Annotated in this window: 21 protein-coding genes; 9 read left to right on the forward strand and 12 right to left on the reverse strand. The window is 72.9% G+C overall.

Annotated elements, in window-relative coordinates:
• The first annotated feature begins 172 nt into the window (after positions 1 to 172).
• Positions 173 to 1,795, forward strand: coding sequence for an FAD-binding oxidoreductase (locus QSK22_RS10385; RefSeq protein ID WP_285493847.1), 1,623 nt, complete (start codon positions 173 to 175; stop codon positions 1,793 to 1,795).
• A gap of 397 nt (positions 1,796 to 2,192) precedes the next feature.
• Here the strand turns inward: QSK22_RS10385 and QSK22_RS10390 are convergent, their stop codons facing one another.
• Positions 2,193 to 3,314, reverse strand: a complete 1,122-nt coding sequence (locus tag QSK22_RS10390; RefSeq protein ID WP_285493848.1) for a coiled-coil domain-containing protein — start codon at positions 3,312 to 3,314, stop codon at positions 2,193 to 2,195.
• 80 nt (positions 3,315 to 3,394) lie between these two features.
• On the opposite strand from QSK22_RS10390, the gene QSK22_RS10395 reads away from it, so the two are divergent.
• Positions 3,395 to 3,625, forward strand: a complete 231-nt coding sequence (locus tag QSK22_RS10395) for a hypothetical protein (RefSeq protein WP_285493849.1) — start codon at positions 3,395 to 3,397, stop codon at positions 3,623 to 3,625.
• Positions 3,626 to 3,676: 51 nt separating this feature from the next.
• On the opposite strand, the gene QSK22_RS10400 is transcribed toward QSK22_RS10395, so the two are convergent.
• The 6 genes from QSK22_RS10400 to QSK22_RS10425 form a co-directional block, all read right to left on the reverse strand.
• Positions 3,677 to 4,084, reverse strand: coding sequence for a RidA family protein (locus tag QSK22_RS10400; RefSeq protein ID WP_285493850.1), 408 nt, complete (start codon positions 4,082 to 4,084; stop codon positions 3,677 to 3,679).
• Positions 4,085 to 4,105: 21 nt separating this feature from the next.
• Positions 4,106 to 5,236: an MFS transporter gene (locus QSK22_RS10405; RefSeq protein ID WP_285493851.1), complete on the reverse strand. Its 1,131-nt coding sequence runs from the start codon at positions 5,234 to 5,236 to the stop codon at positions 4,106 to 4,108.
• 111 nt (positions 5,237 to 5,347) lie between these two features.
• Positions 5,348 to 5,833, reverse strand: coding sequence for an RrF2 family transcriptional regulator (locus tag QSK22_RS10410; protein ID WP_285493852.1), 486 nt, complete (start codon positions 5,831 to 5,833; stop codon positions 5,348 to 5,350).
• A gap of 693 nt (positions 5,834 to 6,526) precedes the next feature.
• Positions 6,527 to 7,066: a putative immunity protein gene (locus QSK22_RS10415; protein WP_285493853.1), complete on the reverse strand. Its 540-nt coding sequence runs from the start codon at positions 7,064 to 7,066 to the stop codon at positions 6,527 to 6,529.
• 273 nt (positions 7,067 to 7,339) lie between these two features.
• Positions 7,340 to 8,167 carry a universal stress protein gene (locus QSK22_RS10420; protein ID WP_285493854.1) on the reverse strand — a complete coding sequence of 276 codons (828 nt, stop codon included), beginning with the start codon at positions 8,165 to 8,167 and terminating at the stop codon, positions 7,340 to 7,342.
• A 237-nt stretch (positions 8,168 to 8,404) separates the two neighbouring features.
• On the reverse strand, positions 8,405 to 8,611 hold the full coding sequence (locus QSK22_RS10425; RefSeq protein ID WP_285493855.1) for a DUF1918 domain-containing protein: 207 nt from the start codon (positions 8,609 to 8,611) through the stop codon (positions 8,405 to 8,407).
• 355 nt (positions 8,612 to 8,966) lie between these two features.
• Between QSK22_RS10425 and QSK22_RS10430 the strand changes: the two genes are divergently transcribed.
• From QSK22_RS10430 to QSK22_RS10440, 3 genes are all read left to right on the forward strand, one after another.
• Positions 8,967 to 9,935: an rRNA adenine N-6-methyltransferase family protein gene (locus QSK22_RS10430; protein WP_285493857.1), complete on the forward strand. Its 969-nt coding sequence runs from the start codon at positions 8,967 to 8,969 to the stop codon at positions 9,933 to 9,935.
• 552 nt (positions 9,936 to 10,487) lie between these two features.
• A complete protein-coding gene (locus QSK22_RS10435) occupies positions 10,488 to 10,715 on the forward strand; it encodes an NAD(P)-dependent oxidoreductase (RefSeq protein ID WP_285494044.1) in 228 nt (75 codons plus the stop codon).
• A gap of 175 nt (positions 10,716 to 10,890) precedes the next feature.
• Positions 10,891 to 12,108 (forward strand): PP2C family protein-serine/threonine phosphatase, encoded by a 1,218-nt coding sequence (locus QSK22_RS10440; RefSeq protein WP_285493858.1) that lies wholly within the window; start codon positions 10,891 to 10,893, stop codon positions 12,106 to 12,108.
• Positions 12,109 to 12,661: 553 nt separating this feature from the next.
• Here the strand turns inward: QSK22_RS10440 and QSK22_RS10445 are convergent.
• A complete protein-coding gene (locus tag QSK22_RS10445; protein WP_285493859.1) occupies positions 12,662 to 13,510 on the reverse strand; it encodes an SAM-dependent methyltransferase in 849 nt (282 codons plus the stop codon).
• Positions 13,511 to 13,681: 171 nt separating this feature from the next.
• Between QSK22_RS10445 and QSK22_RS10450 the strand changes: the two genes are divergently transcribed.
• Positions 13,682 to 14,692 (forward strand): tyrosine-type recombinase/integrase, encoded by a 1,011-nt coding sequence (locus QSK22_RS10450; protein ID WP_285493860.1) that lies wholly within the window; start codon positions 13,682 to 13,684, stop codon positions 14,690 to 14,692.
• Here the strand turns inward: QSK22_RS10450 and pdxR are convergent.
• Positions 14,687 to 16,096, reverse strand: coding sequence for a MocR-like pyridoxine biosynthesis transcription factor PdxR (pdxR, locus tag QSK22_RS10455; protein ID WP_285493861.1), 1,410 nt, complete (start codon positions 16,094 to 16,096; stop codon positions 14,687 to 14,689). The two genes, QSK22_RS10450 and pdxR, sit on opposite strands and share 6 nt — an antisense overlap.
• A gap of 98 nt (positions 16,097 to 16,194) precedes the next feature.
• Here pdxR and QSK22_RS10460 point away from each other — a divergent pair, with 98 nt between their 5' ends.
• Positions 16,195 to 17,022: an L-histidine N(alpha)-methyltransferase gene (locus QSK22_RS10460; protein ID WP_285493862.1), complete on the forward strand. Its 828-nt coding sequence runs from the start codon at positions 16,195 to 16,197 to the stop codon at positions 17,020 to 17,022.
• A gap of 16 nt (positions 17,023 to 17,038) precedes the next feature.
• Here the strand turns inward: QSK22_RS10460 and QSK22_RS10465 are convergent, their stop codons facing one another.
• The gene (locus tag QSK22_RS10465; protein ID WP_285493863.1) at positions 17,039 to 18,259 is read right to left on the reverse strand and encodes an amidase; all 1,221 of its coding nucleotides are present in this window, start codon (positions 18,257 to 18,259) and stop codon (positions 17,039 to 17,041) included.
• A 223-nt stretch (positions 18,260 to 18,482) separates the two neighbouring features.
• Here QSK22_RS10465 and QSK22_RS10470 point away from each other — a divergent pair, with 223 nt between their 5' ends.
• Complete coding sequence (locus tag QSK22_RS10470; protein ID WP_285493864.1) at positions 18,483 to 19,472, forward strand: ATP-binding cassette domain-containing protein; 990 nt, start codon at positions 18,483 to 18,485, stop codon at positions 19,470 to 19,472.
• Positions 19,469 to 20,314 carry an ABC transporter permease gene (locus QSK22_RS10475; RefSeq protein WP_285493865.1) on the forward strand — a complete coding sequence of 282 codons (846 nt, stop codon included), beginning with the start codon at positions 19,469 to 19,471 and terminating at the stop codon, positions 20,312 to 20,314. The genes QSK22_RS10470 and QSK22_RS10475 overlap by 4 nt, the downstream gene beginning before the upstream one ends.
• A gap of 18 nt (positions 20,315 to 20,332) precedes the next feature.
• Here the strand turns inward: QSK22_RS10475 and QSK22_RS10480 are convergent, their stop codons facing one another.
• Both QSK22_RS10480 and QSK22_RS10485 read right to left on the reverse strand, forming a co-directional pair.
• Positions 20,333 to 21,283 (reverse strand): phytoene/squalene synthase family protein, encoded by a 951-nt coding sequence (locus QSK22_RS10480; protein WP_285493866.1) that lies wholly within the window; start codon positions 21,281 to 21,283, stop codon positions 20,333 to 20,335.
• Positions 21,280 to 22,233, reverse strand: a complete 954-nt coding sequence (locus tag QSK22_RS10485) for an undecaprenyl diphosphate synthase family protein (protein ID WP_285493867.1) — start codon at positions 22,231 to 22,233, stop codon at positions 21,280 to 21,282. Before QSK22_RS10485 ends, QSK22_RS10480 begins: the two co-directional genes overlap by 4 nt.
• Positions 22,234 to 22,382 lie beyond the last annotated feature (149 nt).

A 22,382-nucleotide genomic window follows, 5' to 3' on the forward strand; every position in this document is an offset into this window, starting at 1 on the left:
CGCGCGTGCCACCCCCTCGAGCAGTGAAACCTCGGTTCGTCCAGGACCTGGCCCTCGGGGGCGCGGCTTCCCGGATCGGGGAGCTATGCCTACCGCCCTGGTGGAGTCAGGCCCACTGACGCGTGGTGGCCGCGTTCCTAGGTTGAGGGCAACCTGACTAAAAGGAGCCCTGATGACCGAGCGGACCGGAAGGCCCGAGCACACCAGAAGGAACGTTTTGTGGGGCGGCCTGGCTGCGACGGCGGCGGGCATCGCCGTCCCGGCCGTGGGAGCCGTCCCCGCCGCAGCGGACTCCGGCGACGCCGGCTGCCCGCCCCCGCCCGGACCCGCCAAGGTCGGCCGCAACGACCCCCGCCACCGGTCCCTGGCCTCCCGCGGCTACAACCGGCGGTTCGCGGGGCGGCCCGAGCACGTGTGGGTGGTCGGCACGACCGAGCACGTCGTCCGCGCCGTCCAGGAGGCGGTCGACGGCGGCAAGAGGGTCACCGTCCGAAGCGGCGGCCACTGCTTCGAGGACTTCGCCGCCGACCCCGCCGTGCAGGTCGTCATCGACACCTCCGCCATGAACGCCGTCTACTACGACCCGGCCCGCCGCGCGTTCGCCGTGGAGGCGGGCGCCCCGCTGGGCGAGGTGTACCGCAGGCTCTACCTGGGCTGGGGCGTGACGATACCCGCCGGATGGTGCCCCGACGTGGGCGCCGGCGGGCACGTCCTGGGCGGCGGCTACGGCCCGCTGGCGCGGTTGATGGGCCTGGTCGTCGACCACCTCCAGGCGGTCGAGGTCGTCGTGGTGGACCGGGCGGGCCGGGCCCGCAGCGTCGTCGCCACCCGCGAGGCCACGGACCCGAACCGGGACCTGTGGTGGGCGCACACCGGCGGCGGAGGCGGAAACTTCGGCATCGTCACCCGCTACTGGTTCCGCACGCCCGGCGCGCGCGGCGACGACCCCGCCCGGTTGCTGCCCGCGCCGCCGCCGGCCGTGCTGAGCTTCACCATCACCTGGGATTGGAACAAGTTCGACAAGGCATCTTTCGCCCGCCTGGTCCGCAACTACGGTGAATGGGCCGAGCGCAACAGCGCACCGGACTCCCCGTCCGCCCGGCTCTACAGCGAGTTCCAGCTCAACCGCCGGGCGTCCGGGACGATCGGCATGATCGGCCAGGTGGCCGCCGCGTCCGGCGCCGAACGGATGCTGGACGACTATCTGGCCGCCATCAACCGCGGCGTTGCGGTCACCCCGGTCCGCCAGGTGAGAAACGAGCCCTGGCTGGCCGCCGCCCTGGCCGGACCGCCGGGCGAACCCGGCCCCTACTGGCGGCTGAAGGCCAAGTCGGCATACCTGCGCCGCCGTTTGAGCGACCGGCAGACCGACGTCCTGTACCACCACCTGACCCGGACCGACTACGACTACCCGGGCGGCCTGGTCAACCTCTGCACCTTCGGCGGCCGGGTCAACACCGTCGCCCCGCAGGCGACGGCGACGCCGCACCGCGACACCGTCATGAAGATGCTCCTGATCAACGGGTGGGAGGCCGCCGCCGACGACCACCGGCACATCGCCTGGCTGCGGGAGCTGTACCGCGACCTGTACGCCGACACCGGCGGCGTCCCGGCGCCCGCCGACGGCGCGTTCATCAACTATCCCGACGCCGACCTGGCCGACCCCGCCTGGAACAGGGGAGCGCCCTGGCACACCCTCTACTACGGGGACAACTACGCCCGGCTCCAGCAGGTCAAGGCCAAGTGGGACCCGCGCAACGTCTTCCGCCACACCCTCTCGGTGCGGCCCGCCTGACCGCGGACGCGCGGCAGGCGAGTGGTTCAGCCCCGCTGCGCGGCCGAATCGCCGGCCCCGTTGGGCCCGTGGTTCGGCCGCGGCCGCTCGCCCGTCGCGCCCCTGTCTTCGCGCCCGCGACGGCTCTCGGAGCGGACGTGCGGTTCAGGGGGCGTGGTTCGGCCACCCGATGTCGTGAAGGACCCGGCGCAAGCCTTGACGCCGCTGGGCCTCGCAACAGCCGATCGCCGCGGCCGCGACCGTACACGCACGTACCGGGCCGGCGTTCGCGCTGCTTCCGGGTCCACATCCAGGTTGAGGCGCCAAGCGCGTGGCCCTGCGTCTCGCCTCGCGGGCAGGAACCTGCGGCAGCTGAGTCATTGGTGGGGGACGGACGGGCCGCTCGCCGACCTCCGGCTCATGTGTCACGCGGGCGTTCCTCGCGTCGCAGCTCGGCGGCGACTGCGCGTTCGCGCTGGGCGGTGGCCTCGGCCCGTGCGAAGTCGCGCTCACGGGTGAGTTCGTCGTTGCGTGCCTGCTCGGCGCGCAGTTCCGCACGGACGGTGGCGAGGTCCTCCCGAGCCCGGTCAAGGAGGGCGCGCAGTTCGGCGACCTCGGCGCGTAGAGCGTCGGCCTGCTCGCGCGCGTGCTGGGCGGCCGCCGCGGCCTGCTGGGCCTGCGCCCGGGCCGCGTCGCGTCCGGAGACGGCCTCGACCCGCTGCGCCTCGGCTTGGTGTGCGTGCTGTTCGGCGCGTTCGCGGGCCTCTTCGGCCGCCTCGGCCCGGGCGAGCGCGGCGGCGCGTTCCCGCTCGGCGCGCACCTGCGAGTCACGCGCCTGCTGCGCGGCGTCGCGCGCCTTCGCCGCCTCGTCGGCCGCGGACTCGGCCGCACGACGGGCTTGCTCGGCCTGCCGCAGCGCCTCCTGTTTCTCGGCGCGGTCGCGGTCGGCCCGGGCACGCGCCTCGTCGGCCTCCGTTCTGGCCTCCGCGGCCTCGGCCCGTGCGGCTTCGCTGACGCGCTGCGCCTCCTCCTGCGCCGCCTTGACCGCCGCCTCGGCCTCCGCACGTGTCCGCTCCGCCGCTTCGACGGCCTCGTCGCGCTCCTGCTCGGCCTGCTGCGCGCGGTCGCGGGCGGCCCGGGCCCGCTCCTGGGTCTTCTCCGCCAGCTTCTCCGCCCGGACGGCCCGGTCTTCGGCGTCCTGCCGCTCGGCCAACGCCGCCGCCACCGTGGCCTCGGCCTCGGCCCTGACCGCACTGATCCGCGCCTCGACGCCCCGGGGCGACAGTTCCGCGTCGAGTGCTTGAGCCAGGGGAGCCAGGACCGCGGCCAGGCCCTGCTCCATGCGCTCGTAGAGATCCTCCGCCCGGGCGAGCGCTCCCTCCAGTCCCGGCGTCGCACGCCTCAGCTCCCGCTCCCGCTTGGCCCGAGCCTGGCAGTCGCTGTCCATGCAGTACTCGCGGGGACGCCCCCGCCCACCCCTCTGCGGCACGGGCCGCCCGCAGTACCGGCACGGCCGCTCCTGCGCTGTCACCTCACTCACGGCTCTCATCCTACATTTTTTGATTTTCTGTTTCCAGAAAATAACAACCAACGGAAAACCGGAGGCTCTAACTGACGACAATGTCCGTTGACGAAAGTCAGCTGTGGCGGACGCCCGTCCCCGGCGCGCTGACGGAACTGGGCGGGGTTGACGAGAAGGGCCGCATCGGCGCGGACGTGGACCTGTCGAGTGAGGGCGGCCACGTCGCCGGCTGCGGCCGTGCGGGCACGATCGTCGGCGCGGCACCGGAGACCCCGCCCGGAAGATCGCCGATCACGTTCGCGAACGCGCCGTCGCGGCTGCAGCGGTGAGGGGCCCTGCCGCCCGCAGGAGTTTCCGGGGCGGCAGGGCGGGGCATCGCGTTACGGCCGGGCGGACGGGGCGACCGCGACGGCGTCGATCTCGAAGAGCATGCCGGGGAGGGCGAGCGCGGCCACGCCGGTGAGGGTCTGCGCGGGCGGCCGGGAACCCCAGATGCGGTCGAGGTGCTTCACGAGCACGGCCAGCTTGTCCGCGTCGTGGTCGACGATGTGGGTGCGGATCTGCACGACGTCGGCGAAACCGAGGCCCACGGAGGCCAGGGCGGTGCCGAGGTTGGCCAGGGACCGTTCGACCTGCTCGCCGAAGTCGGGGGAGGTGACGTTCCCCTGTCCGTCGGAGGCGTACTGACCCGCGATGAACACCAGGCCTCCCGGTGCGCGGACGACGTGGCTGTAACCGAAGCCGACCGGGTCGTGCAGTCCGGCGGGGTTGACGATGCGGTGTGTCATGGCGATACCTCTCTCGTGTGATCAAAGGGGTGTGCGGAACGTTGCGACGGTCGCGGCGGCGACCAGCGCGAGGGAACCGGCGACCCACAGGACATCGGTGGCAGCGAGGCCGTCGACCGTGGCGCCGCCCACGAGGGCCCCCAGGGCGATGGACAGGTTGAAAGCGGCGACGAACAGGGACGAGGCGGCTTCGCTCGCATCACGAGCGGCTTTCAGCATCCACGTCTGCAGGCTCACCGACACCCCGCCGTAGACCAGCCCCCAGGCGACCAGCAGCGCGGACGCGGTGACGGGCGCGGTCACGGGCGCGGTGCCGAGCAGGGCGAACAGCGCCGTCACGGCCGCAAGGCCGGTGCAGATGGCCGCGAGGGTGCCGCGCAGGTGCGCCGCCAACCGCGACCCGGCCACGAAGTTGCCCGCGATGCCCGCGGCCCCGTACGCCATCAGCAGGCCGCCGATGAGGGCGTCGTCGTCCACCCCGGCCGCCTCGCGCGGCACCGGACGGACGAAGGTGTACGCGGCGAAGTGCCCGGTGATCAGCAGGAACGTGATGATCACGCCGACCCGCACGCCGGTGTTGCGCCGCAGCAGCCCCGGCAGTTCCCGGAAGGACAGGGCGCCCCGGGACGGCAGCGGCGGCACGAGGACGAGCAGGGCGGCCAGCGCGGCGAGTCCCAGCACCCCGACCGCGGCGAACGCGGCGCGCCATCCGCCCAGGTCGCCGATCAGCGTTCCCGCCGGGACGCCGACGAGGGAGGCGGTGGAGACCCCGCCGAACACGATCGATGTGGCGAGGGGCACGTGTTCGGCGGGCACCAGCCGCACCGCGAGACCGCCCGCGATGGCCCAGAACCCGCCGATGCTCACGCCGATCGCCAGCCGCGCCGCCAGCAGGACCGCGAAGTGCGGCGCCGCGGCGCACACCAGGTTGGCGGCCGCCATGACACCGATGAGCGCCGCCAGCAGGACCCGCCGGTCCACCCCGGCGGCGACGACGGTGACGACCGGCGCGGACGCGGCTGCGACCAGGCCGGGCGCGGTCAGCATCAGCCCCGCTGTGCCGTCGGAGACGGCGAGGTCCGAGCCGACCGGTGTGAGCAGGCCGACGGGCAGCAGTTCGGACGTCATCAGCGCGAAGATGCCGAGCGCCACCGCCAGGACCGCCGGCCACGTCCGGTCGAGCGACCGCGACCTATACCTAATCTGACTAGGAAACATCCAGAATTTCTCCCGCGAAAAACCCTCTCGGTGGAGAGGGGGTGTTCAGGTGCGCGTGCCGGTCAGCCCGTGGCGGATCTCCCCGGGGACGGCGGGGAAGCGCTCCTCCACCGTCGATTTGAGGTCGGCGAGGGTCCGCCCGGCCAGCTCCCGCCGCCAGTTCAGCTCCGCCCGGCGCATGAACTGGGAGATCACGCAGGTCGTCCGGTAGTCGACCCCGGGCTCGCCGCCGGGGCCCCGCCGCAGGATCTCGGCGCACTCGAACGCCTCCTGCGGACCCTCGATCGCCACCACCACGTCCAGCACCGTGATCTTCTCGGGGGCGCGCGCCAGCCGGAAACCGCCCCGCGGCCCGGGCGTGGAGGCGAGGATGCCCGCTCGCACCAGCGCCTGCAGCTGCTTGTTGAGGTAGGCGGGCGGCAGTTCGTAGAACGCGGCCAGCGTCGAGGTGGGGACCGCGCGATCCCGCTCCACCCATGCCAGGTTCAGGCATGTGTGCAGCGCCCACTCCACGCCCTCGCTCATCCGCATGTCCTGGATCATACATGTCCAGAATTCGCCGCCGCACCCGCGCCCTCCGGGACCGGCGCGCAGCTGCCTTTCCTCGTGCGCTGCGCAGCAGCTTGAGGAGGTGGGTCGCCGTGAGCGCGACGGCGCGGTCCTCGCCAAGTGACAGCTCTGCGAGGGCACGTGACGTCGTCGCCCCCGGAATGTCCGCGAGCGCCTCGGTCAGCCGACGACGTGCAGTCGAATCGGGACCGCCGTGGGCGAGGCGGTCGGCGAGCCCGGCGGCGATCCGCTCCGCCAACGCGGGCTCCCTTCGCAGCACCAGCACGACCGCCGCTCGCCACGCGCTGCGCGCCCCCTCGTCGTCGGCGTCGGTCAGCAGCGCCCGGGTGATCGCCGGCCACGCCCGCCGGCCCCGATCTTAGGCAGCGTGGGCAGTGCCTGGCTCCGCACCAAGCGCACCGCACCATCGGGCCGCCGCCAGGAATACCTGCTCACCGACGCGGGCCGCGACCTCATCCCGGTCCTCACCCTGCGCTGGTGGGGAGAACGCCACGCCTTCGCCCCCCGGCGAGCCCCACTCCGTCCTTGTCGACCAGCACGGCGACCCCGTGCCGTGAACTCACGCCGACCAGCGCCGACGGCACCTCCCTCCGCACCGGCAGCCCGCGTGCAAAAGGTCCGCTAGACCGTGCCCGCGTGGCGTTCCGCCCGGGATCATCGGAGCGACGCGTCCAGTTGACGCATGAGCTCTCCGACCCGCCCACCGCCGGACGGGGCAAGCGGATAGCGCCTCAGGACGTCCACCACGACGGGACGAGCAAGCATCCGCAACCGCGCGATGTGGTCGGCTCCGACGGCGGGATCGTCTCCGGCGGACAGTTCGAACGCTCGTGCGGCATGAGCGGCCGAACCGAGGATGTGCTTGACCTGCGTGGCCTTCGCCAGGGGGTGGAGGAAGGCCGCCCCTGCCGCGGCCATGGCCGCACGTGCGGCGTCGCTCGCCGCGGCCTGCCCCGCGTCGCGGGTGTCCTGGGCCGCCCGGTGCGCCGCCCACGCGCTGTCACGGAGCGCCTTGGTCCGCTCGGCCCCATCCGCGAACGCCTGCGCGGTGTCGATCGCGGCTCGCGGACGCCGATCGTCAGGACGGTCACGCTCGAAGATCGCCAAAGCGGGCCGCGCACAGGCCACGGCGAAGCCGGTGACCTCGCGAAGTTCGGACGTGCTGAGTCCGATCGCCGCGGAGTCGTCCGCCATACGTCACCCTTCTGCATAGGAACCGAAAGGCACGTTCACCGTATCGTTGGACCCTCGGTGTGAAGCTGAGCGCGCATTTCAGCACTGAAGCGGAGGAACCTTCAAACCCAGGGGCGTCTGCTGTTTGACCGGGCCGCTACCACCACGTCCTCTGCGGAGACTCCGGTGCACCCTCCTGGAGGTTCTCGACACCCTATCCGGGGAGCTGCGACATCCCGGCGGACACGCGGGCACTACTGCACGTTCCCTCCCCGCTGAGCCGATCCTGTGTCGTCAGGTTTCCGGGACGATCACCACGGCGGACAGCGCCTGATGCAGCAACGCATGCCCGACGGTGCCCAGGGCGTGCTCGGTGATACCGGGGCGGTGCGTCGCACCGACGACGACCAGGGCGGCCTCATCGGACGCGGTCACCAGCGCCCGCGCCGGGTGCTGATCGGAGATGGTCCGTGAAACCTCCACGTCCGGATACTTCGACCGCCATCCCGCCAGTGCCTCGGCCAGCAGCGCGTCCTCCTCCGCCTTCGCCCGGCCTGCGAACTCGCCGCCGAGCGCGTGGACGGCGTTCAGATGCGCACCCCGCAGGGCGGCCTCCTCGAAGGCCCAGCCGATCGCGCGGGACTCGCGCCCCCGTTCGGCGACCCCCACGACGATCTCGGCGGGCGCCGCGTCGGCATCGGGGGCGCTGTCGGTGACCGCCAGCACCGGGCAGCGGGCACCCGTCACCAGGCGCAGGGCCACCGCCCCGAGGATGGGACCGCCGAAGGCCTCAAGCCTGCTGGTACCGACAACGATCAGTTCCGCGCGCTCGCTCTCGAACACCAGGGCCTTGCCCGGCTCCTGGGCCAGCAGCCGGGTGCGGACCTCCAGCCCCGGTTGCAGCCCCAGCGCGTACGCCTTGGCCTCGACGAGCAGGCGCGTCCGTTCCTCCTCCAGGCCCTCGTAGGCTGCCTCGCTCAGTGATCCGTCCCGGTACAGCAGCATCGAGGCGTGCACCAGCTCCAGCGGACGGCCCCGAAGGCGCGCCTCGTTGGCCGCCCACGCCACGCACCGCGGTGACGCGGCTGAACCGTCCAGCCCTGCGACAACGGGTGTGTCCATGCGCCATCCCCTCACCTCATCGGGCCGGTTCCGTCCTCATCCCCCAGGACGGGGCGTCTACTGCGGTGATCCTGCATCGGCCGTCCCTCCACGGCCGGGATCCCGCCGGGCGTCACCCGCCGGAAAGGCCGCCCGCAAAGGTGCTGCAAGAGCATCGGCCCTGCTCCCGTAAGCGCCCGGTCAGCAGGCGCGCGAGACGCCCGCCGTCACCGGAAGCGAGTGCCTTTGGTGCGCCGCCTACCGCTCCTTGGCCGAATCGGGCGGGAAACGTTGGATGGTGGCATCGGAGGAGGGGAAGTACGTGCTCTCGTGGCCGTCGTCCCACCGGACGACATAGGGAGGCTCTCCGTCCCGGCCGTGCACCTCCAAGATCTCTGCCTCGCGGTCCGGTTCGCCCACATGGTGTCCGTGGACCACCAGCCGGTCGCCTGTGCTCGCTCGCATGGTGTCCTCCTGACAGGCCGTCCAGAACTCCATCGTGGTGCGGGCAGGAGGGGGCCACAAGGGGCGAAGGTCGGTAAACACACAGGTCAACGGCCATGGGAAGCGAGCACGCTCGCTGACATGCCGCCCCTCGAGCCCGCCGCGCAGGGGCTACGTCACCTACGCCTTACCTGTAGGTGTGACTGTCGCGTCACAGTCCGCATCGATCTTGAGGCGCGGGTAGCTTCGCGTGTGCTCACCCCTGGGAGGCGCAGATGGGCAACCGCGGCGACAGCAACAACCCCGAAGACGGGAAGCTGACCAAGCAGCAGTCGGACGGCACCACCGGCACCAAGCACGGGTCCGGCAAAGAGAAGTGACCGCCGATCCCGCCCTCGGCTCCAAACGACTGGAAACCGAACTCGAATCGGCCGGCGCGCTGCCCGAGGCGTGGCGGGACGCGTTCCGCGCCACACCGCGGCACCTGTTCATTCCCGACGAGGTCTGGAGCGAGGCGTCCGACGGCTGGCGGCGGCTGTCCCGGCTGACGGAGCCCGATGTCTGGTGGGAGATGGTCAACCGGGACGGGTACATCGTCACCCAGGTCGATGACGGCCGGCCCGCCGCCCCCGACCACGGCGAGTACTCCACCAGCAGCGCCACCCAGCCCAGCCTCGTCCTGCGCATGCTCGACGAGCTGAACGCCGAGCCGGGCATGCGGGTGCTGGAGATCGGAACCGGCACCGGGTACAACGCCGCGCTCCTGGCCGCGCGGCTCGGCCCGGAAAACGTGACCACCGTGGAGGTCGATCCGCAGTTGGCCGACCGCACCCGCCGAACCCTGGCCCGCGTCGGCCGCCCCGTACGGGTCGTCACCGCGGACGGCATCGCTGGGCACCCGCCGCACGCCCCCTACGACCGGATCATCGCCACCGCGTCGGTGCAGCGCGTCCCCACGGCGTGGATCGAGCAGACCAGGCCGGGCGGGATCATCCTCACCCCGTGGGGCAACGCCTATCACAACGACGCCCTGCTGCGGCTCACCGTGCACGAGGACGGCACCGCGTCGGGCCCGTTCACCGGTCGAGCCCCGTTCATGTGGATGAGGGATGCCCGCGTGCTGCTCGGCACGCTGGGCGACGAGGTGCACGACGGCGACGTCCCCGACGTGTCCACCACCGACCTGGACCTGCGCGGCATGTTCGGTCACCTGGACGTCGACTTCGCGATCGGCGTACAGGTGCCCGGTGTGTCCTGGCACCGGTTCGACGCCGACGACAGGTGCGGTGCGTTCACCGTCTGGCTCATCGACGTCGACCCGGCGACCGATCGTGGGCCTCGGTGACCTTCGAGGGCAACTCCGCCCACCGGGTCCAGCAGCACGGCCCGCGCCGCCTCTGGGACGAGGTCGCCGCCGCATACCGGACATGGCTGAAGCCACGGCCGACCGGCCCTCACCCGCTTCGGTATGACGGTCCTGCCCGGCGGGCGGCAACAGGTGTGGCTCGACACGCCATCGACACCATTTCGGACCGCTGCACGCTGCTGAGCACCTCGTCCGGCCGACCTCCCGGGCAACGCGCAAAAAGCGCAGCTCGGCCGCGCGATGGTGCGCCCCTACGCGCCTTGCGCTGCATCGACGCCCTGCCATGAACCGACCGCGGCGGCGCCCGGTGCAGCCGGACCTCCGCGGCCCGGTGCCGTCCGATCAAGTCGGCGCCGACACCGGCCGGACGCCGCCAGGAGCGTTTCAGGCAGGCCGAACCCGCGTGATCGGGTCCGGTGGCGGCCCCGTGTGCCGGGCGCAGGCGGCGGGCCGGGCGGGGAGCAGGCTGAACGCCGTCCGGTGATGGTCCCGACCGCTCAGATGCCCTGCTCCTGACGCTGGGAACCCGCGCTGGTCGCCGCCCTGACCGGCGGACGCATCGCGGGCGCCGCACTCGACGTGTTCACCGGCGAACCGAACGTGCCCGCCGAGCTTTCAACCCTGGATTCGGTCGTCCTGCTCCCGCACATCGGCAGCGCCACCCACGAGACGCGGCGCACCATGGGCGACCTTGCCTTCCGCAACCTGCGGAACTTCATGGAGAAGGGCACGCTGATCACGCCCGTCCCAAAGATCTGACGCCCCGGCGACCCGCCGGACGGGCACGGCCGCTCCACAGCCCGGCGGGTCGCCGAGACCGGGCTTTGCGCGGGCCGCAGAACCGGCGCCGCAGGGGCCGCCACGCCGTGCCCCCAACCCCGCGACCTGCGGTGATGGGAGGAAACCCCCACAAGGGTCACATACAGTGGTCAAGGTGGAGAACTCGGCAAGCGCCCTGCGGGGCGCCGCCCGCAAGCTCGAGAGCATCCAGGCGATCACCGACGAGGTGTTCGCCCACATGGACGTCGACGACTTCCTGAACACCCTGCTGGACCGCGTCCGCCAGATCCTGGAGGTCGACACCGCCGTCGTGCTGCTGCTGGAGCGTCAGGCGCGCTCCCTGGTGGCGGTTGCGGCGAAAGGTCTTGAGGAGGAGGTCAGCCAGGGCATCCGCGTCCCGGTCGGCGAAGGCTTCGCCGGGCGTGTCACCGCCGAGCGCAGACCGGTCTACACCGACGACATCACCAACGCCAACGTGTACAACCCGCTGCTGGTCCAGCGGGGCCTGCGCGCCCTGCTCGGCGTCCCCCTCGTCGCGGGCGGCACACTGGTGGGCATCCTGCACGTCGGGTCGCTCACCGAACGCCGGTTCACCGAAGACGAGACCGAGTTCCTGCAGCTCGCAGCCGCGCGTATCGCGATGGCGGTGCATTCCCTGATCAGCAGGGCGGAACGCGCCGGAGTGCTGGAACTGCAGCGCAGCCTGGTGCCGGACGCGCTGCCGAGCATCCCCGGCGTCGAGTTCGCCGCCCGCTACCTCCCCGGCAAGGCGAGCGTCGGGGGCGACTGGTACGACATCTTCCCCCTTCCCTCCGGCGAGATCGGCATCGTCATGGGCGACGTGGCGGGGCACGGGCTTCCGGCCGCGGTGGTGATGGGGCGGATGCGCAGTGCCCTGCGGGCCTATGCCCTGGAGGCCGACGATCCGGCGGAGGTACTGCGCAAACTCGACCGCAAGATGCAGCACTTCGAGCCCGAGGCGACGGCAACGGTGCTGTACGCCAGGTGCGACCTCGAGCGGGGCCGGGTCCGGGTGTCATCGGCCGGCCACTGGCCTCCGGTCCTCGCCCTGCCGGACGGCGACGTCAAGTTCCTCGACCTGAAGACCGACATCCTGATCGGTCTGGGGGACGACATGCCCCACCAGACCACCACCGTGACGCTGCCGCCGGGCGCCCTGCTGTGCCTCTACACCGACGGGCTGGTGGAGCGGCGGAACAGTGAGATCGTCCATGACCTCTCCCGGCTGCGCGACGCGGTGTACGCCGGTCCCCCCGAAGCGGTCTGCACCGCGGTCATGTCAGCGCTCATCGGCCGTGAGACGGCCGAAGACGACGTCGCGCTTCTGCTGATGCGCCGCACCCCGGCCTGACACCCCACCCGAGGCGGTCGCTTCGGCTGCGCGCTTTGTAGCCATCCCCGCCGGACTCGCGCGCGACAGCACACCCGTCGGCCTGCGAGCCGTCGCACCGCACGGCCGTCATCGGCCGATGCCGGATCGCCCCGACTTGTGCACGCGTGAGACTTCGGGCCGTTCGGCAGCACCGGCCACGTACTGAGCAGCACCGCTGCACCCTCGTGCACGTGTTCCCTCCGCGGTATTCGGTGAGCCTGCTTCCTGTGCATTCCCGGTGCGCGTTCGAATACCGTGTGCCTTCACCGAAGCCTCGAAGTCCGCCCCTCTCGAAAAGCGCGCGAACCCCGCGCAGTCGCGATGTCACTCACAGCTGAACGCGACCGCGCGGAGTTTCTCGGTGAAAACCAGGGGGGAAGGCGGCTACTCCGAAACTCACTGCTGTTGACCCGGCCACTCAGATAACGTCGAGCGCCAGCGGGACGGCAGTGAAGATCACTTCGGTTCCTCGCCATGGCCGCGAGCCTGTGCGGCGCCGACCGCCTCGGCGATCAGCACGGAAGACACCTGCTCAGGCCCGCTTGCGCAGGACGCCCCCGTATTCGTACACCTTCGGGTTGAGCTTGGACGCGCCTTCGTAGTGGGCGATCTCGGCGGGCACCGGGGGCAGGGGAGGCTGCACGTCCATGGGGCGCCACTGCGCCAGGTTCACCAGGCCCGGCTCCACCGGGTCCAGGTCGGACAGCAACCGGTCCACCTCCTCGGGCGTGCGGGTCTGCCAGGGGATGCCCGCGGCGGTGACGCGTTCGGTCATCAGCGTGCCCTCCGCCGGGTCCTCGCACACCACCTGCGAGAACGTGAGGTGGCTGCCGGGCACGGCCCGGTCGATGATCGTGGTCAGGATGCGGCGCGGGTCGTACTCGTCCGGCAGGTGGTGCCCGACCGACAAGAACAGCACCCCGACGGGCTCGTCGAAGTCGATGAGCCGCTGCACGTCCGGGTGCTTGAGGATCTCCTCCTGGTCGCGCATGTCGGCGGTGATCACGGTGGTGAGGTCGTTGTCGGCCAGCAGGGCGCGGCCGTGCACCAGCACGATCGGGTCGATGTCCACGTACACGACGCGGGACTCGGGGGCGATGCCCTGCGCGACCTGGTGGACGTTGTTGTCGGTGGGAAGCCCGCAGCCCATGTCGATGAACTGCCGGATCCCGGCCTCGAGGGTCAGGTAGCGGACGGCGCGGTACAGGAAGAGCCGGTTCTGCCGGGTGATGTCGAGGCCGGCCGGAAATTGCTCCAGTTGAGCCTTGATGAACTGCCGGTCGACTTCGTAGTTGTCCTTGCCGCCGAGCAGCCACCCGTACGCCCGCGCCGAGGTCGGCACGTCGCTCGGGATGCCGGGCGGAATCCGCTCTTCAGCCACTGCACACTCCGTATCGGGCATCGCGGGCCATGAATGTCTGCCAGAGACGGTACTCCGTCCGGTCGAAAGTCGTGATCTTGTGGTGCGATTCCGGTGTGCTGTAGGCCACTCTCCCGGACCCGGCAGGTGATCCGCGGCGCCGGGAAGGGGACGGCGTTAGGGTGGGCGTCCGTGGAGGAGCTTGCGATCACCGTTGCGGGGGCCCGGGAGCCCGCCGTGGTGGACGCGGGACGCAATCCGTTCCTGGTGTACGTGGCGTCTTTGGAGAGTCCGCGGTCGCGGCGGGCGATGAGCGCGTGCCTGCACAGGCTGGCGGCGCTGTTCCACACCGCCTCGGGACGCGATCCCGGCCCCTCGCCCGCCGAGACGTTCCCGTGGGCGATGCTGCGGGCCGAGCACACCGCGGCGCTGCGGTCGCTGATCGCCGCGCAGACCACGCCCGGGCCGGACGGCGAGGAGCGTCCGTGGTCGCCGGCCTACCGCAACCAGCACCTGTCGGCGCTGCGCGGCGTGCTGCAGACGGCGTGGCGGCTGGGGGAGATGTCGACCGACGACTACCAGCGGGCCAAGGCCGTCAAGAACTTCAGGGGGTCGCGGCTGCCCGCCGGGCGCAGCGTGCACGCCGCCGAGTTCGCCGCCCTGCTGAAGGTCTGCGCCGACGACCCGTCTCCGGCGGGGCGGCGGGACGCGGCGTTGCTGGCCGTCCTCTACACCACGGGTGCGCGGCGCGCCGAGGTGGCGGCGATGCGCCGCGAGCACTACGACCCCGGCGAGCGGTCGCTGCGCATCGTCGGCAAGGGCGACAAGGAGCGCATGGAGTACGTGCACGAGGGCGCGGCGGTGCTGCTCGGTGCGTGGCTGGCGCTCAGCGATCGTCCGAAGGGGCCGTTGTTCATGCCGGTGCACAAGTCGGGGGCGATCCAGTACCGGGCGATGACGGATGCGGCGGTGCGCAACGCGGTCGTCAAGCGGCGGCGGGAGGCGGGGCTGCCGCCGATGACGCCGCACGATTTCCGGCGCACGTTCATCGGCGACCTGCTGGACCGGGGCGTGGACCTGGCGACCGTGCAGCAGCTGGTCGGGCACGCGTCCCCGGCGACGACGGCCCGCTACGACCGCAGGCCCGAGCGGCGGCGGCGCAGCGCGGTCGACCGGCTGGTCTTCCCGGCCGCCGTGTCATAGCCGGCGCAGCTCCTCGCCGATGACGGCGATGCCCTCGGCGATGTCGGTCGGGGTGCTGGCGGCGTGGCCGAGGACGAGCCCGGGCCGGTGCGGCCGCTGGGCATGCCAGGACAGCGGCTGGGTCTTCACACCGCGGGCCAGCGCCGCCGCGGCCAGGGCCACGTCGGAGAACCCGCCGTCGAAGGTCATCGTCAGGTGCAGGCCCGCGGCGGCGCCGTGCACGGACGCGTCCGGCAGGTGCGCGCCGATCGCCCGGATCATGGCGTCGCGGCGCTTGCGGTGGCGTCGGCGCAGGTAGCGCAGCTGGCGTTCCATGTCGCCGGACTGCATGAGCCGCGCCAGCACCAGCTGCGGCAGTGCGGCGTTGCCCAGGTCGGTGAAGCGTTTGGCGTCGACGATGGCGTCCCGGTATCGGGGCGGCGCGAGCAGCCAGCCGATGCGCAGCGCCGGCGCCAGCAGCTTGGACACGGTCCCGGCGTAGAACACCCGCTCGGGCAGCATGGCGCGCACGGCGGCGACGGGCGGGTGGTCGTAGCGGTGCTCGGCGTCGTAGTCGTCCTCGACGATCAGCCCTCCGTCGGCGGCCCACCGCATCAGCGCGCGCCGCCGTTGCCCGCCGAGCACCATGCCCATCGGGAACTGGTGCGCCGGGGTGAGCAGGACGGACGGCGCGTCGCCCAGGGCGTCCACCCGCAGGCCCTCGGAGTCGACGGGGACGGGCGGCGTTTCCATGCCCCAGTGCTGCAGGTGCATGCGCGCCCCCAGCGACCCGGGGTCTTCGACGGCCATGGCGGTGATGCCGTCGTCGCGCAGCACCTGGGCGATGAGCCCCATCGCCTGGGCGGTGCCCGCGACGATGATGACCTCGTCCGGGTCGGCCTTGATGCCGCGGTTGGGGGCCAGCCAGGCGGCGACGGCGCGGCGCAGCGCGGGCGTTCCGCGCGGGTCGCCGTAGCCGAAGCCGGCCGCGGGGAGTTCGCCGATGACGGCGCGTTCGGCGCGCAGCCACGCCGACCGGGGGAACGCGGCCAGGTCGGGCAGGCCGGGGGACAGGTCGATGCGGGCGGGGGAGGTGCGCAGCGCGTCGAAGACGCCGGCGCCGGGTGCGGAGTCGAACACGGCGGTCCTGCGCGGGGCGGCGGCCGGGCGCGGTGGGGCCGGCTGCGACGTCGACACGGGGGCGGCGACGACGATCGTGCCCGCGCGGCCGCGTCCGGCGACGTGGCCGTCCTCGCCGAGCCGCCGGTAGGCCTCGGTGACGACGCCGCGCGACACGCCCAGTTGCGCGGCGAGCACGCGGGTGGCGGGGAGCCTGCTGCCGATCGGCAGCCGTCCGTCGGCGATGGCGTGCCGCAGCCGGCGGGCCAGCCAGTCCGACAGCCCGCCCGGTGGCGCGTCCCGCACGTCCAGTTGCAGAAAATCGGCACCGGACGTTATGGACCGGTCATCATGGTCGCTATTGGACCTGGGCATTGGGCCATAATGCCAGCAGGGTGGCAGGCATGAAGACTGACATCCTCCCGGGCAGAAGCTACGTTCACGGATACTCCGAGCACGAGACGCGCAGGCTCGGCGACCAGGCCGACACGTTGGCGGCGTTGCTGCACTCCGGCACCGCCTACCCGGACGGCAGCCGGGTGCTCGAGGCTGGGTGCGGTGTCGGCGCGCAGACGGTGCACCTGGTGGCCAACAGCCCGGGCGCGCATTTCGTGGCGGTCGACGTGTCGGAGGATTCGCTGGAGCGGGCGCGCGCCCGCGTCGCCGCCGAGCGGCCCGGCGCCCGCGTCGAGTGGCATCGCGCCGACCTGTTCGACCTGCCGTTCCCCGACGCGGCGTTCGACCACGTTTTCGTGTGCTTCGTCCTGGAGCACCTGCGGGATCCGGCCCGGGCGCTGGCCGGGTTGCGCCGCGTGCTGGCACCGGGCGGCACGATCACGGTGATCGAGGGGGACCACGGTTCGGCGATCTTCCACCCCGACAGCCGCTACGCGCAGGCGGTGATCGAGTGCCTGGTCCGCCTGCAGGCCGCCGCGGGCGGGGACGCCCTGGTGGGACGGCGGTTGCAGCCGCTGCTGTTCGAGGCCGGGTACACCGGGGTCGCGGTCGGCCCGCGCACCGTCTACGCCGACCGGACCCGTCCCGCGCTGGTGGAGGGCTTCACCCGCGGCACCTTCATCGCGATGGTCGAGTCGGTGCGGGACGACGCGCTGGCCGCCGGGCTGATCACCGCGCCCGAATGGGACCGCGGCATCGCCGACCTGCGCCGCACCGCCGACCCCAACGGCACGTTCCACTACACGTTCTTCAAGGGCGTCGCCGTCAACCCGTGAGGGGAGGGCGCCGCCCCTACGGCTCGGGCGCCGTCTGAGGGCGGGCGGGGGAGCGGGCCGGTGCGGGCGGCGCGCCGGAGGCCAGGACGGGCCACGGCGCGTGCCGCTCCACCGCGGCGGCCAGCCGCAGCAGGGTCGCCTCATGACCGTGCGGCGCGACGGCCTGCAGTCCCACGGGCGTGCCGTCACGGCCGAACCCGGCGGGAATGCTGATCGCCGGGTGGCCGGTGACGTTGAATCCCCAGGTGAGGCTGACGCTCAAGGCCGTGCCGGGGCCGGCGTGCCCGTGGGCGGGGATGGGTGTGGTCGGGGTCAGCAGCACGTCGGCGCGTTCGAACACCTCGCGCAGGCGGGCGTCGTTGGCCGACCGCAGCCGCGCGGCCGCCGAGGGGGACGCCCGCTCCCGCATCTGCCGCCACGCCGGTTCGGGGTCCAGCAGCCGGACGGGCCCGGGCCGCCAGGTGATCACGCCCGCCTCGTTCAGCCGGTCGGCGGCGGCGCGGGCGATGGCGGCCTGCTGCGGGTCGACGGCGGCGAATCCCAGGGTCGTGGACCAGGTGGCGCGCAGCCCGGCCGGAAGGTCGTGGTCAACGGTGAAGGGTTCGTCGAGCAGGACCGACAGGTGCAGGGCGGCGTCGCGTGCGGTGCGGACCACGGCGCCGAGTGCGGCCAGGCCCGAGGGGTCGCGGGTGGGCAGGCGCCCGTTGGTCGGTTTGAGGGCGAGCATCCCGCACCAGGCGGCGGGGATGCGCAGGGAGCCGGCGCCGTCGCTGCCGGTGGCCAGCGGCACGATCCCGGCGGCCACCGCCGCGGCGGAGCCGGCCGACGAGCCGCCGGGGGTGCGGTCGGGCCGCCAGGGGTTGAGGGTGGGGCCGCGGTCGGTGTGCCCCCAGGTCTGCCAGTCGGTGCTCGGCCGGGGCACCGACGTCGACCCCACCACCACGCAGCCTTCGCGGCGCAGCCGCCGGGTCTGCGGCGCCTGGATCCGCTGCCAGGCCTTGACCGCGATCGGCACCCCCGCCAGCCGCGGCCGCTCCCCGCGCGCCACCGCCCGGTCCACCGCCCGCGCCGCCGCCAGCGCCTGCTCCGGCCAGACATCACGGAACGCACGCAACCGCGGATCGATGTCATCCACCCGCGCCAACGCGGCGGTCACCATGTCGACCGCCGACGCCTCGCGCCGCGTCACCATGTCCGCCACCGCCGTCGCGTCCAGTGCCGCCAGGCCGTCGTCCATGCCGCCCCTGCCTTCGCCCCGCCCCCGGGACGCGATCGCTGTCGGATTCGGTGAGTCCGACAGACTACGCTCGCCCGCCGGCGGTGGCGACGCCGCTACCGGGGGCGCCGGCGGGATTCGTACGAGCGGTGCGCGCCGACCGAGGCGCCGAGTTGCGTACGCTGTACCCGTTTACCTACTCTCATAGAGATTGATGCGTACGGTGTACTCAGTTGGAGGGGTGATGGAGGAGCCGATCGTCGTGGCCGAAGGGCTGCACAAACGCTTCGGCACGACGCACGCGCTGCGCGGCCTGGACCTGACCGTCCCGGCGGGCACAGTGTGCGGGGTGCTCGGCCCCAACGGGGCGGGCAAGACGACGCTGATCAGGATTCTGGCGACGCTGGCGGACCCGGACGCGGGCCGGGCCCGCATCGCCGGGTACGACGTCGTGCGCGAGACCGAGCGGGTGCGGGCGCGCATCGGGCTGGCCGGGCAGTACGCCGCCGTCGACGAGAAGCTGACCGGCCGCGGCAACCTGCGCATGTTCGCCCGCCTGTACCACCTGCCGCGCCGCGAGGCGCACCGGCGGGCCGACGAACTGCTGGAGCGGTTCGGCCTGGCCGAGGCCGCCGACCGGCAGGTCGGCGGCTACTCCGGCGGCATGCGGCGCCGGCTGGACCTGATCACCTGCCTGATCCTGCGCCCGGCGGTGCTGTTCCTGGACGAGCCGACCACCGGCCTGGACCCGCGCAGCCGCGGCGAGATCTGGGACGGCATCCGGCAACTGGTCGCCGACGGCACCACCGTCCTGCTGACCACGCAGTACCTGGACGAGGCCGACCAGCTCGCCGACGACATCGCCGTCGTCGACCACGGCCGTGTCATCGCCACCGGCACACCCGACGCCCTCAAGGCCCGGCTCGGCGACCGGCTCGACGTCGTCCTGCAGGACCGGGCGCAACTGGAACGCGGCGCGTCCGTGCTGGCCGGGCTCACCGGAGCGGAACCCGCCGTCGACGCCGAACACGCGCGCCTCGGCATCGCCCTGCCCGGCGACACCGTGCGCCTGGCCGACGTGGTGCGCGAACTCGACCGCGCCGGCGTCGCCGCCGCCGATGTCAGCCTGCGCCGCCCGACATTGGACGAGGTGTTCCTCAGCCTCACCGGCCGCTCCGCCGCCGAGCAGGCCGACGGCGCCGACGAGACCGCACCCGTGAAGGAGGCAGTGTGACGACCGCTCCGCCCATGCCCGCCCCGCCCGCGTCGCTGGCCGGGCGGCTGCGCTGGACCGCCGCCGACGCCTCCGTGCTGGTCGGCCGGGAGCTGAGCAGGCTGCGTCAGGAGCCCGGCCAGCTCGTCGCCGCGCTGATCTTCCCGGGGATCATGGTGCTGCTGTTCGGCTACGTGTTCGGCAGCGCCATCCAGGTGCCCGGCGGCGGCAACTACCGCGAGTACCTGATGCCCGGCCTGTTCTCCATGATCACCTTCAGTGCGGTGATGGCCCTGATGATGCGGGTCGCCACCGACGCCTCCCTCGGCGTCATGGACCGGTTCCGCGCCATGCCGATGGCGCGTTCCGCGGTGCCGCTCGGGCAGGTCGGCGCGGACACGCTGGTGAGCGGGCCGCTCGCCCTGGTGATCATGGTGGGTGCCGGGCTGCTGGTCGGCTGGCGCCCGCACAACGGACCGGTGGCCACCGCCGAGGCGTTCGCGCTGCTGCTGCTGATCCGGTTCGCGCTGAGCTGGGTGGGCTGCTACCTGGGCCTGCTGGTGGGCGACGAGCGGACCGCAGACCATTTCGTGCCGCTGTCGCTGCCGGTGTCGATGCTGTCCAACTCGTTCGTCCCGACCGACGGGATGCCCGCCTGGCTGCGCGTGGTGGCCGAGTGGAACCCCGTCAGCGCGATGACCGCGGCCTCCCGCGAGCTGTTCGGCAACCCCGGCGCGCCCACCGGGGACGACCTGTCGTTGCCGCTGGCCCATCCGGTCGCGGCGGTGCTGGTGTGGTCGGCCGTGCTGCTGGCGGTGTTCGCGCCGCTGTCGATCCGCACCTACCGGCGCCGCGGCCGCTGAACGGCCCGCCCGGGTCGCTCACGTGCGGTCGGCCGCGGCGGCCATCGCTCCGACGACGAGGCGGCTGAGCAGGATGCCCGTCAGACCCCTGCCCAGGTCGGCCGGGCGGGGACGCAGATACCGCAGCAGGCCGCGGTCGGTCGCGGCGCCGCGGCGTTCGGCGGCGTCCAGGTGGTGGACGTAGTACAGGGCCATGCACTGGCACCACAGCTTCATCGGCTGGCGGGTCTGGTCGAGCCGGGCCCTGACCTCCCGCAGCAGCTCGCGGGCCCTGGCGGCCCGGTGGGCGATCAAGGCCCGCACCGCGGGGGTGTCGCGGGCGGCCTCCAGGTCGGCGCGGGTGGCACCGAAGCGCAGCAGCTCGGTCTCGGGGACGGTCAGCCGCCCGTCGCGGAGGTCCTCGGCGAGGTCGACCAGGTCGTCGACGCGTTGCGCGGCATCGGCGACCAGCCGCATCAGCTGCTCCTCGGCGGGGGTGACGTCCGTGCCCCAGATGGCCGCGACGAACCGGGCGGTGGTCATGACGACCCGCTCCAGATCGTCGTAGTACTCCTGTTCGGTGGCGTAGCCGGTGACGTAGAGGTGGGCGGCCTGCCCCCTCAAGTGGGCCAGCACGTCATCGTGGGAGACGCCGCGCACGGCGAAGGTGTGCAGGAACGCCCGCAGGTACGGTTGCCCGGCCGTGCCCGTGGCCAGCGCCGACCTGACCTGGTCGGCCCAGGCGTGAAAGCGCGCGGGGTCGCGTTCGCCGACGGGCCGGTCCACCAGTGCGTCGCCCTGGACGCAGAAGGACGCGATCGCCACCAGATGCGGCTGGATCTGCGCCGGAAGCCCCAGCCGCATCAGCAGGTACATGTCGGGATACCTGCGCCGCACCATGGCGGCCGCGCCGGTGTAGTCGGCGCGCAACCGGTCGCCGATGATGTGCGCGGCGGTCAGTGAACGCTCCCAGCCGGGCGCCAGGCTCACGGCTCGCCTCGGTCGAAGAGCGTGTCCGCCGCGTCGCCGCACCGCTCCGGTCCGGCCACCTGCTCGGCGAGGATCTCGGCGAGGCGGGCTCTGGTGAACCGGACGGTTTCCCGCAGCCCGCTCACCAGGTGCGCGGTGACCTCGGCGGGCAGGGCCGCCAGGTCCGAGGAACCGGCGGGCGGCCGGGGCACGCGCGCCGGGACGGAGACGGCGGCCCGCAACAGGCCGGTGGCCTTGGCCGCCGCCTCCAGCACCGGCGAACGGGGGGCAGCGGCGCCGACCGCGGGGACGGCCGCGTCGCCCGAGGGCGGCGGCCCGTCCAGGCCGCGGCGCAGCCGGTAGAGCTCCAGCGCCTGGCGGAAGTGCTCGGCGGTGAAGCCGGCCCACGGCACGTCCAGGAAGACCAGTTCGGCGTCGGCGCAGTGCCAGGGCAGCGCGCCCGACAGGCGGTGGCGGCCACCGGTGCGGATCAGCAGATCGACCGGGGGCAGCCCGGTCTCCTTTTGCAGCCGCTCGGCCATGTCGCCCGCCTCGCCACCGGCGATCAGGGCGTGGAGGGTGGCCGGAAGCGCCTCGCGGCCGTCATGGGTCAAAGCCAACGTCAGACGCAGGCCGGTGTTGCCGACGGTCAGTTCCCGGACGCGGCGCAACCGCTGCGCCGCATCGCCGGTGAGCGCGGACGTCGCACCGCCGAGCAGGCCGACCCGCACACCGCGGCCGTGCAGACGCTCACCGCCTGCGTCCAGAACCGGTTCCAGCACCTTTCGCGGCCCGCCCGAACCGGCAGCGGGCAGCAGCGTCAGCCACCGCACACCCGCCTCGACCGCGGCGTCCACCGCTGCGGCGACCCCCGTCTCGGCAGCGGGAACACGGTCGCTCGCGTCGCCTCCGGGCCAGGCGGCACCGCCGTCCATGATGCAGGCGACATGCCTCGCGGGCCGCTGCGTCATGCGCTCTCCAGTTGCCGCGAACCGTGGTGACTCGATTGCCTAACGCAGCCTAGGGGCCGCCCCGGCACCCGCCATGTATCCCGACGGCGGTATCGGCGTCGACAAGCCGACAGTGACACGGCCAGTGAACGGAAGGGCTGACCAGCGGA

The sequence above is a fragment of the Actinomadura sp. NBRC 104425 genome (assembly GCF_030269545.1).
GTDB classification, from domain to species: domain Bacteria; phylum Actinomycetota; class Actinomycetes; order Streptosporangiales; family Streptosporangiaceae; genus Spirillospora; species Spirillospora keratinilytica.

Coding starts and splice junctions, on each gene's coding strand:
- QSK22_RS10465 (WP_285493863.1), bottom strand. CDS start 18,259: ATGGACGACGGCCTGGCGGCACTGGACGCGACGGCGGTGGCGGACATG.
- QSK22_RS10400 (WP_285493850.1), bottom strand. CDS start 4,084: ATGACACACCGCATCGTCAACCCCGCCGGACTGCACGACCCGGTCGGC.
- QSK22_RS10415 (WP_285493853.1), bottom strand. CDS start 7,066: ATGGCGGACGACTCCGCGGCGATCGGACTCAGCACGTCCGAACTTCGC.
- QSK22_RS10410 (WP_285493852.1), bottom strand. CDS start 5,833: ATGCGGATGAGCGAGGGCGTGGAGTGGGCGCTGCACACATGCCTGAAC.
- QSK22_RS10395 (WP_285493849.1), top strand. CDS start 3,395: ATGTCCGTTGACGAAAGTCAGCTGTGGCGGACGCCCGTCCCCGGCGCG.
- QSK22_RS10470 (WP_285493864.1), top strand. CDS start 18,483: ATGGAGGAGCCGATCGTCGTGGCCGAAGGGCTGCACAAACGCTTCGGC.
- QSK22_RS10460 (WP_285493862.1), top strand. CDS start 16,195: ATGAAGACTGACATCCTCCCGGGCAGAAGCTACGTTCACGGATACTCC.
- QSK22_RS10420 (WP_285493854.1), bottom strand. CDS start 8,167: ATGGACACACCCGTTGTCGCAGGGCTGGACGGTTCAGCCGCGTCACCG.
- QSK22_RS10385 (WP_285493847.1), top strand. CDS start 173: ATGACCGAGCGGACCGGAAGGCCCGAGCACACCAGAAGGAACGTTTTG.
- QSK22_RS10425 (WP_285493855.1), bottom strand. CDS start 8,611: ATGCGAGCGAGCACAGGCGACCGGCTGGTGGTCCACGGACACCATGTG.
- QSK22_RS10485 (WP_285493867.1), bottom strand. CDS start 22,233: ATGACGCAGCGGCCCGCGAGGCATGTCGCCTGCATCATGGACGGCGGT.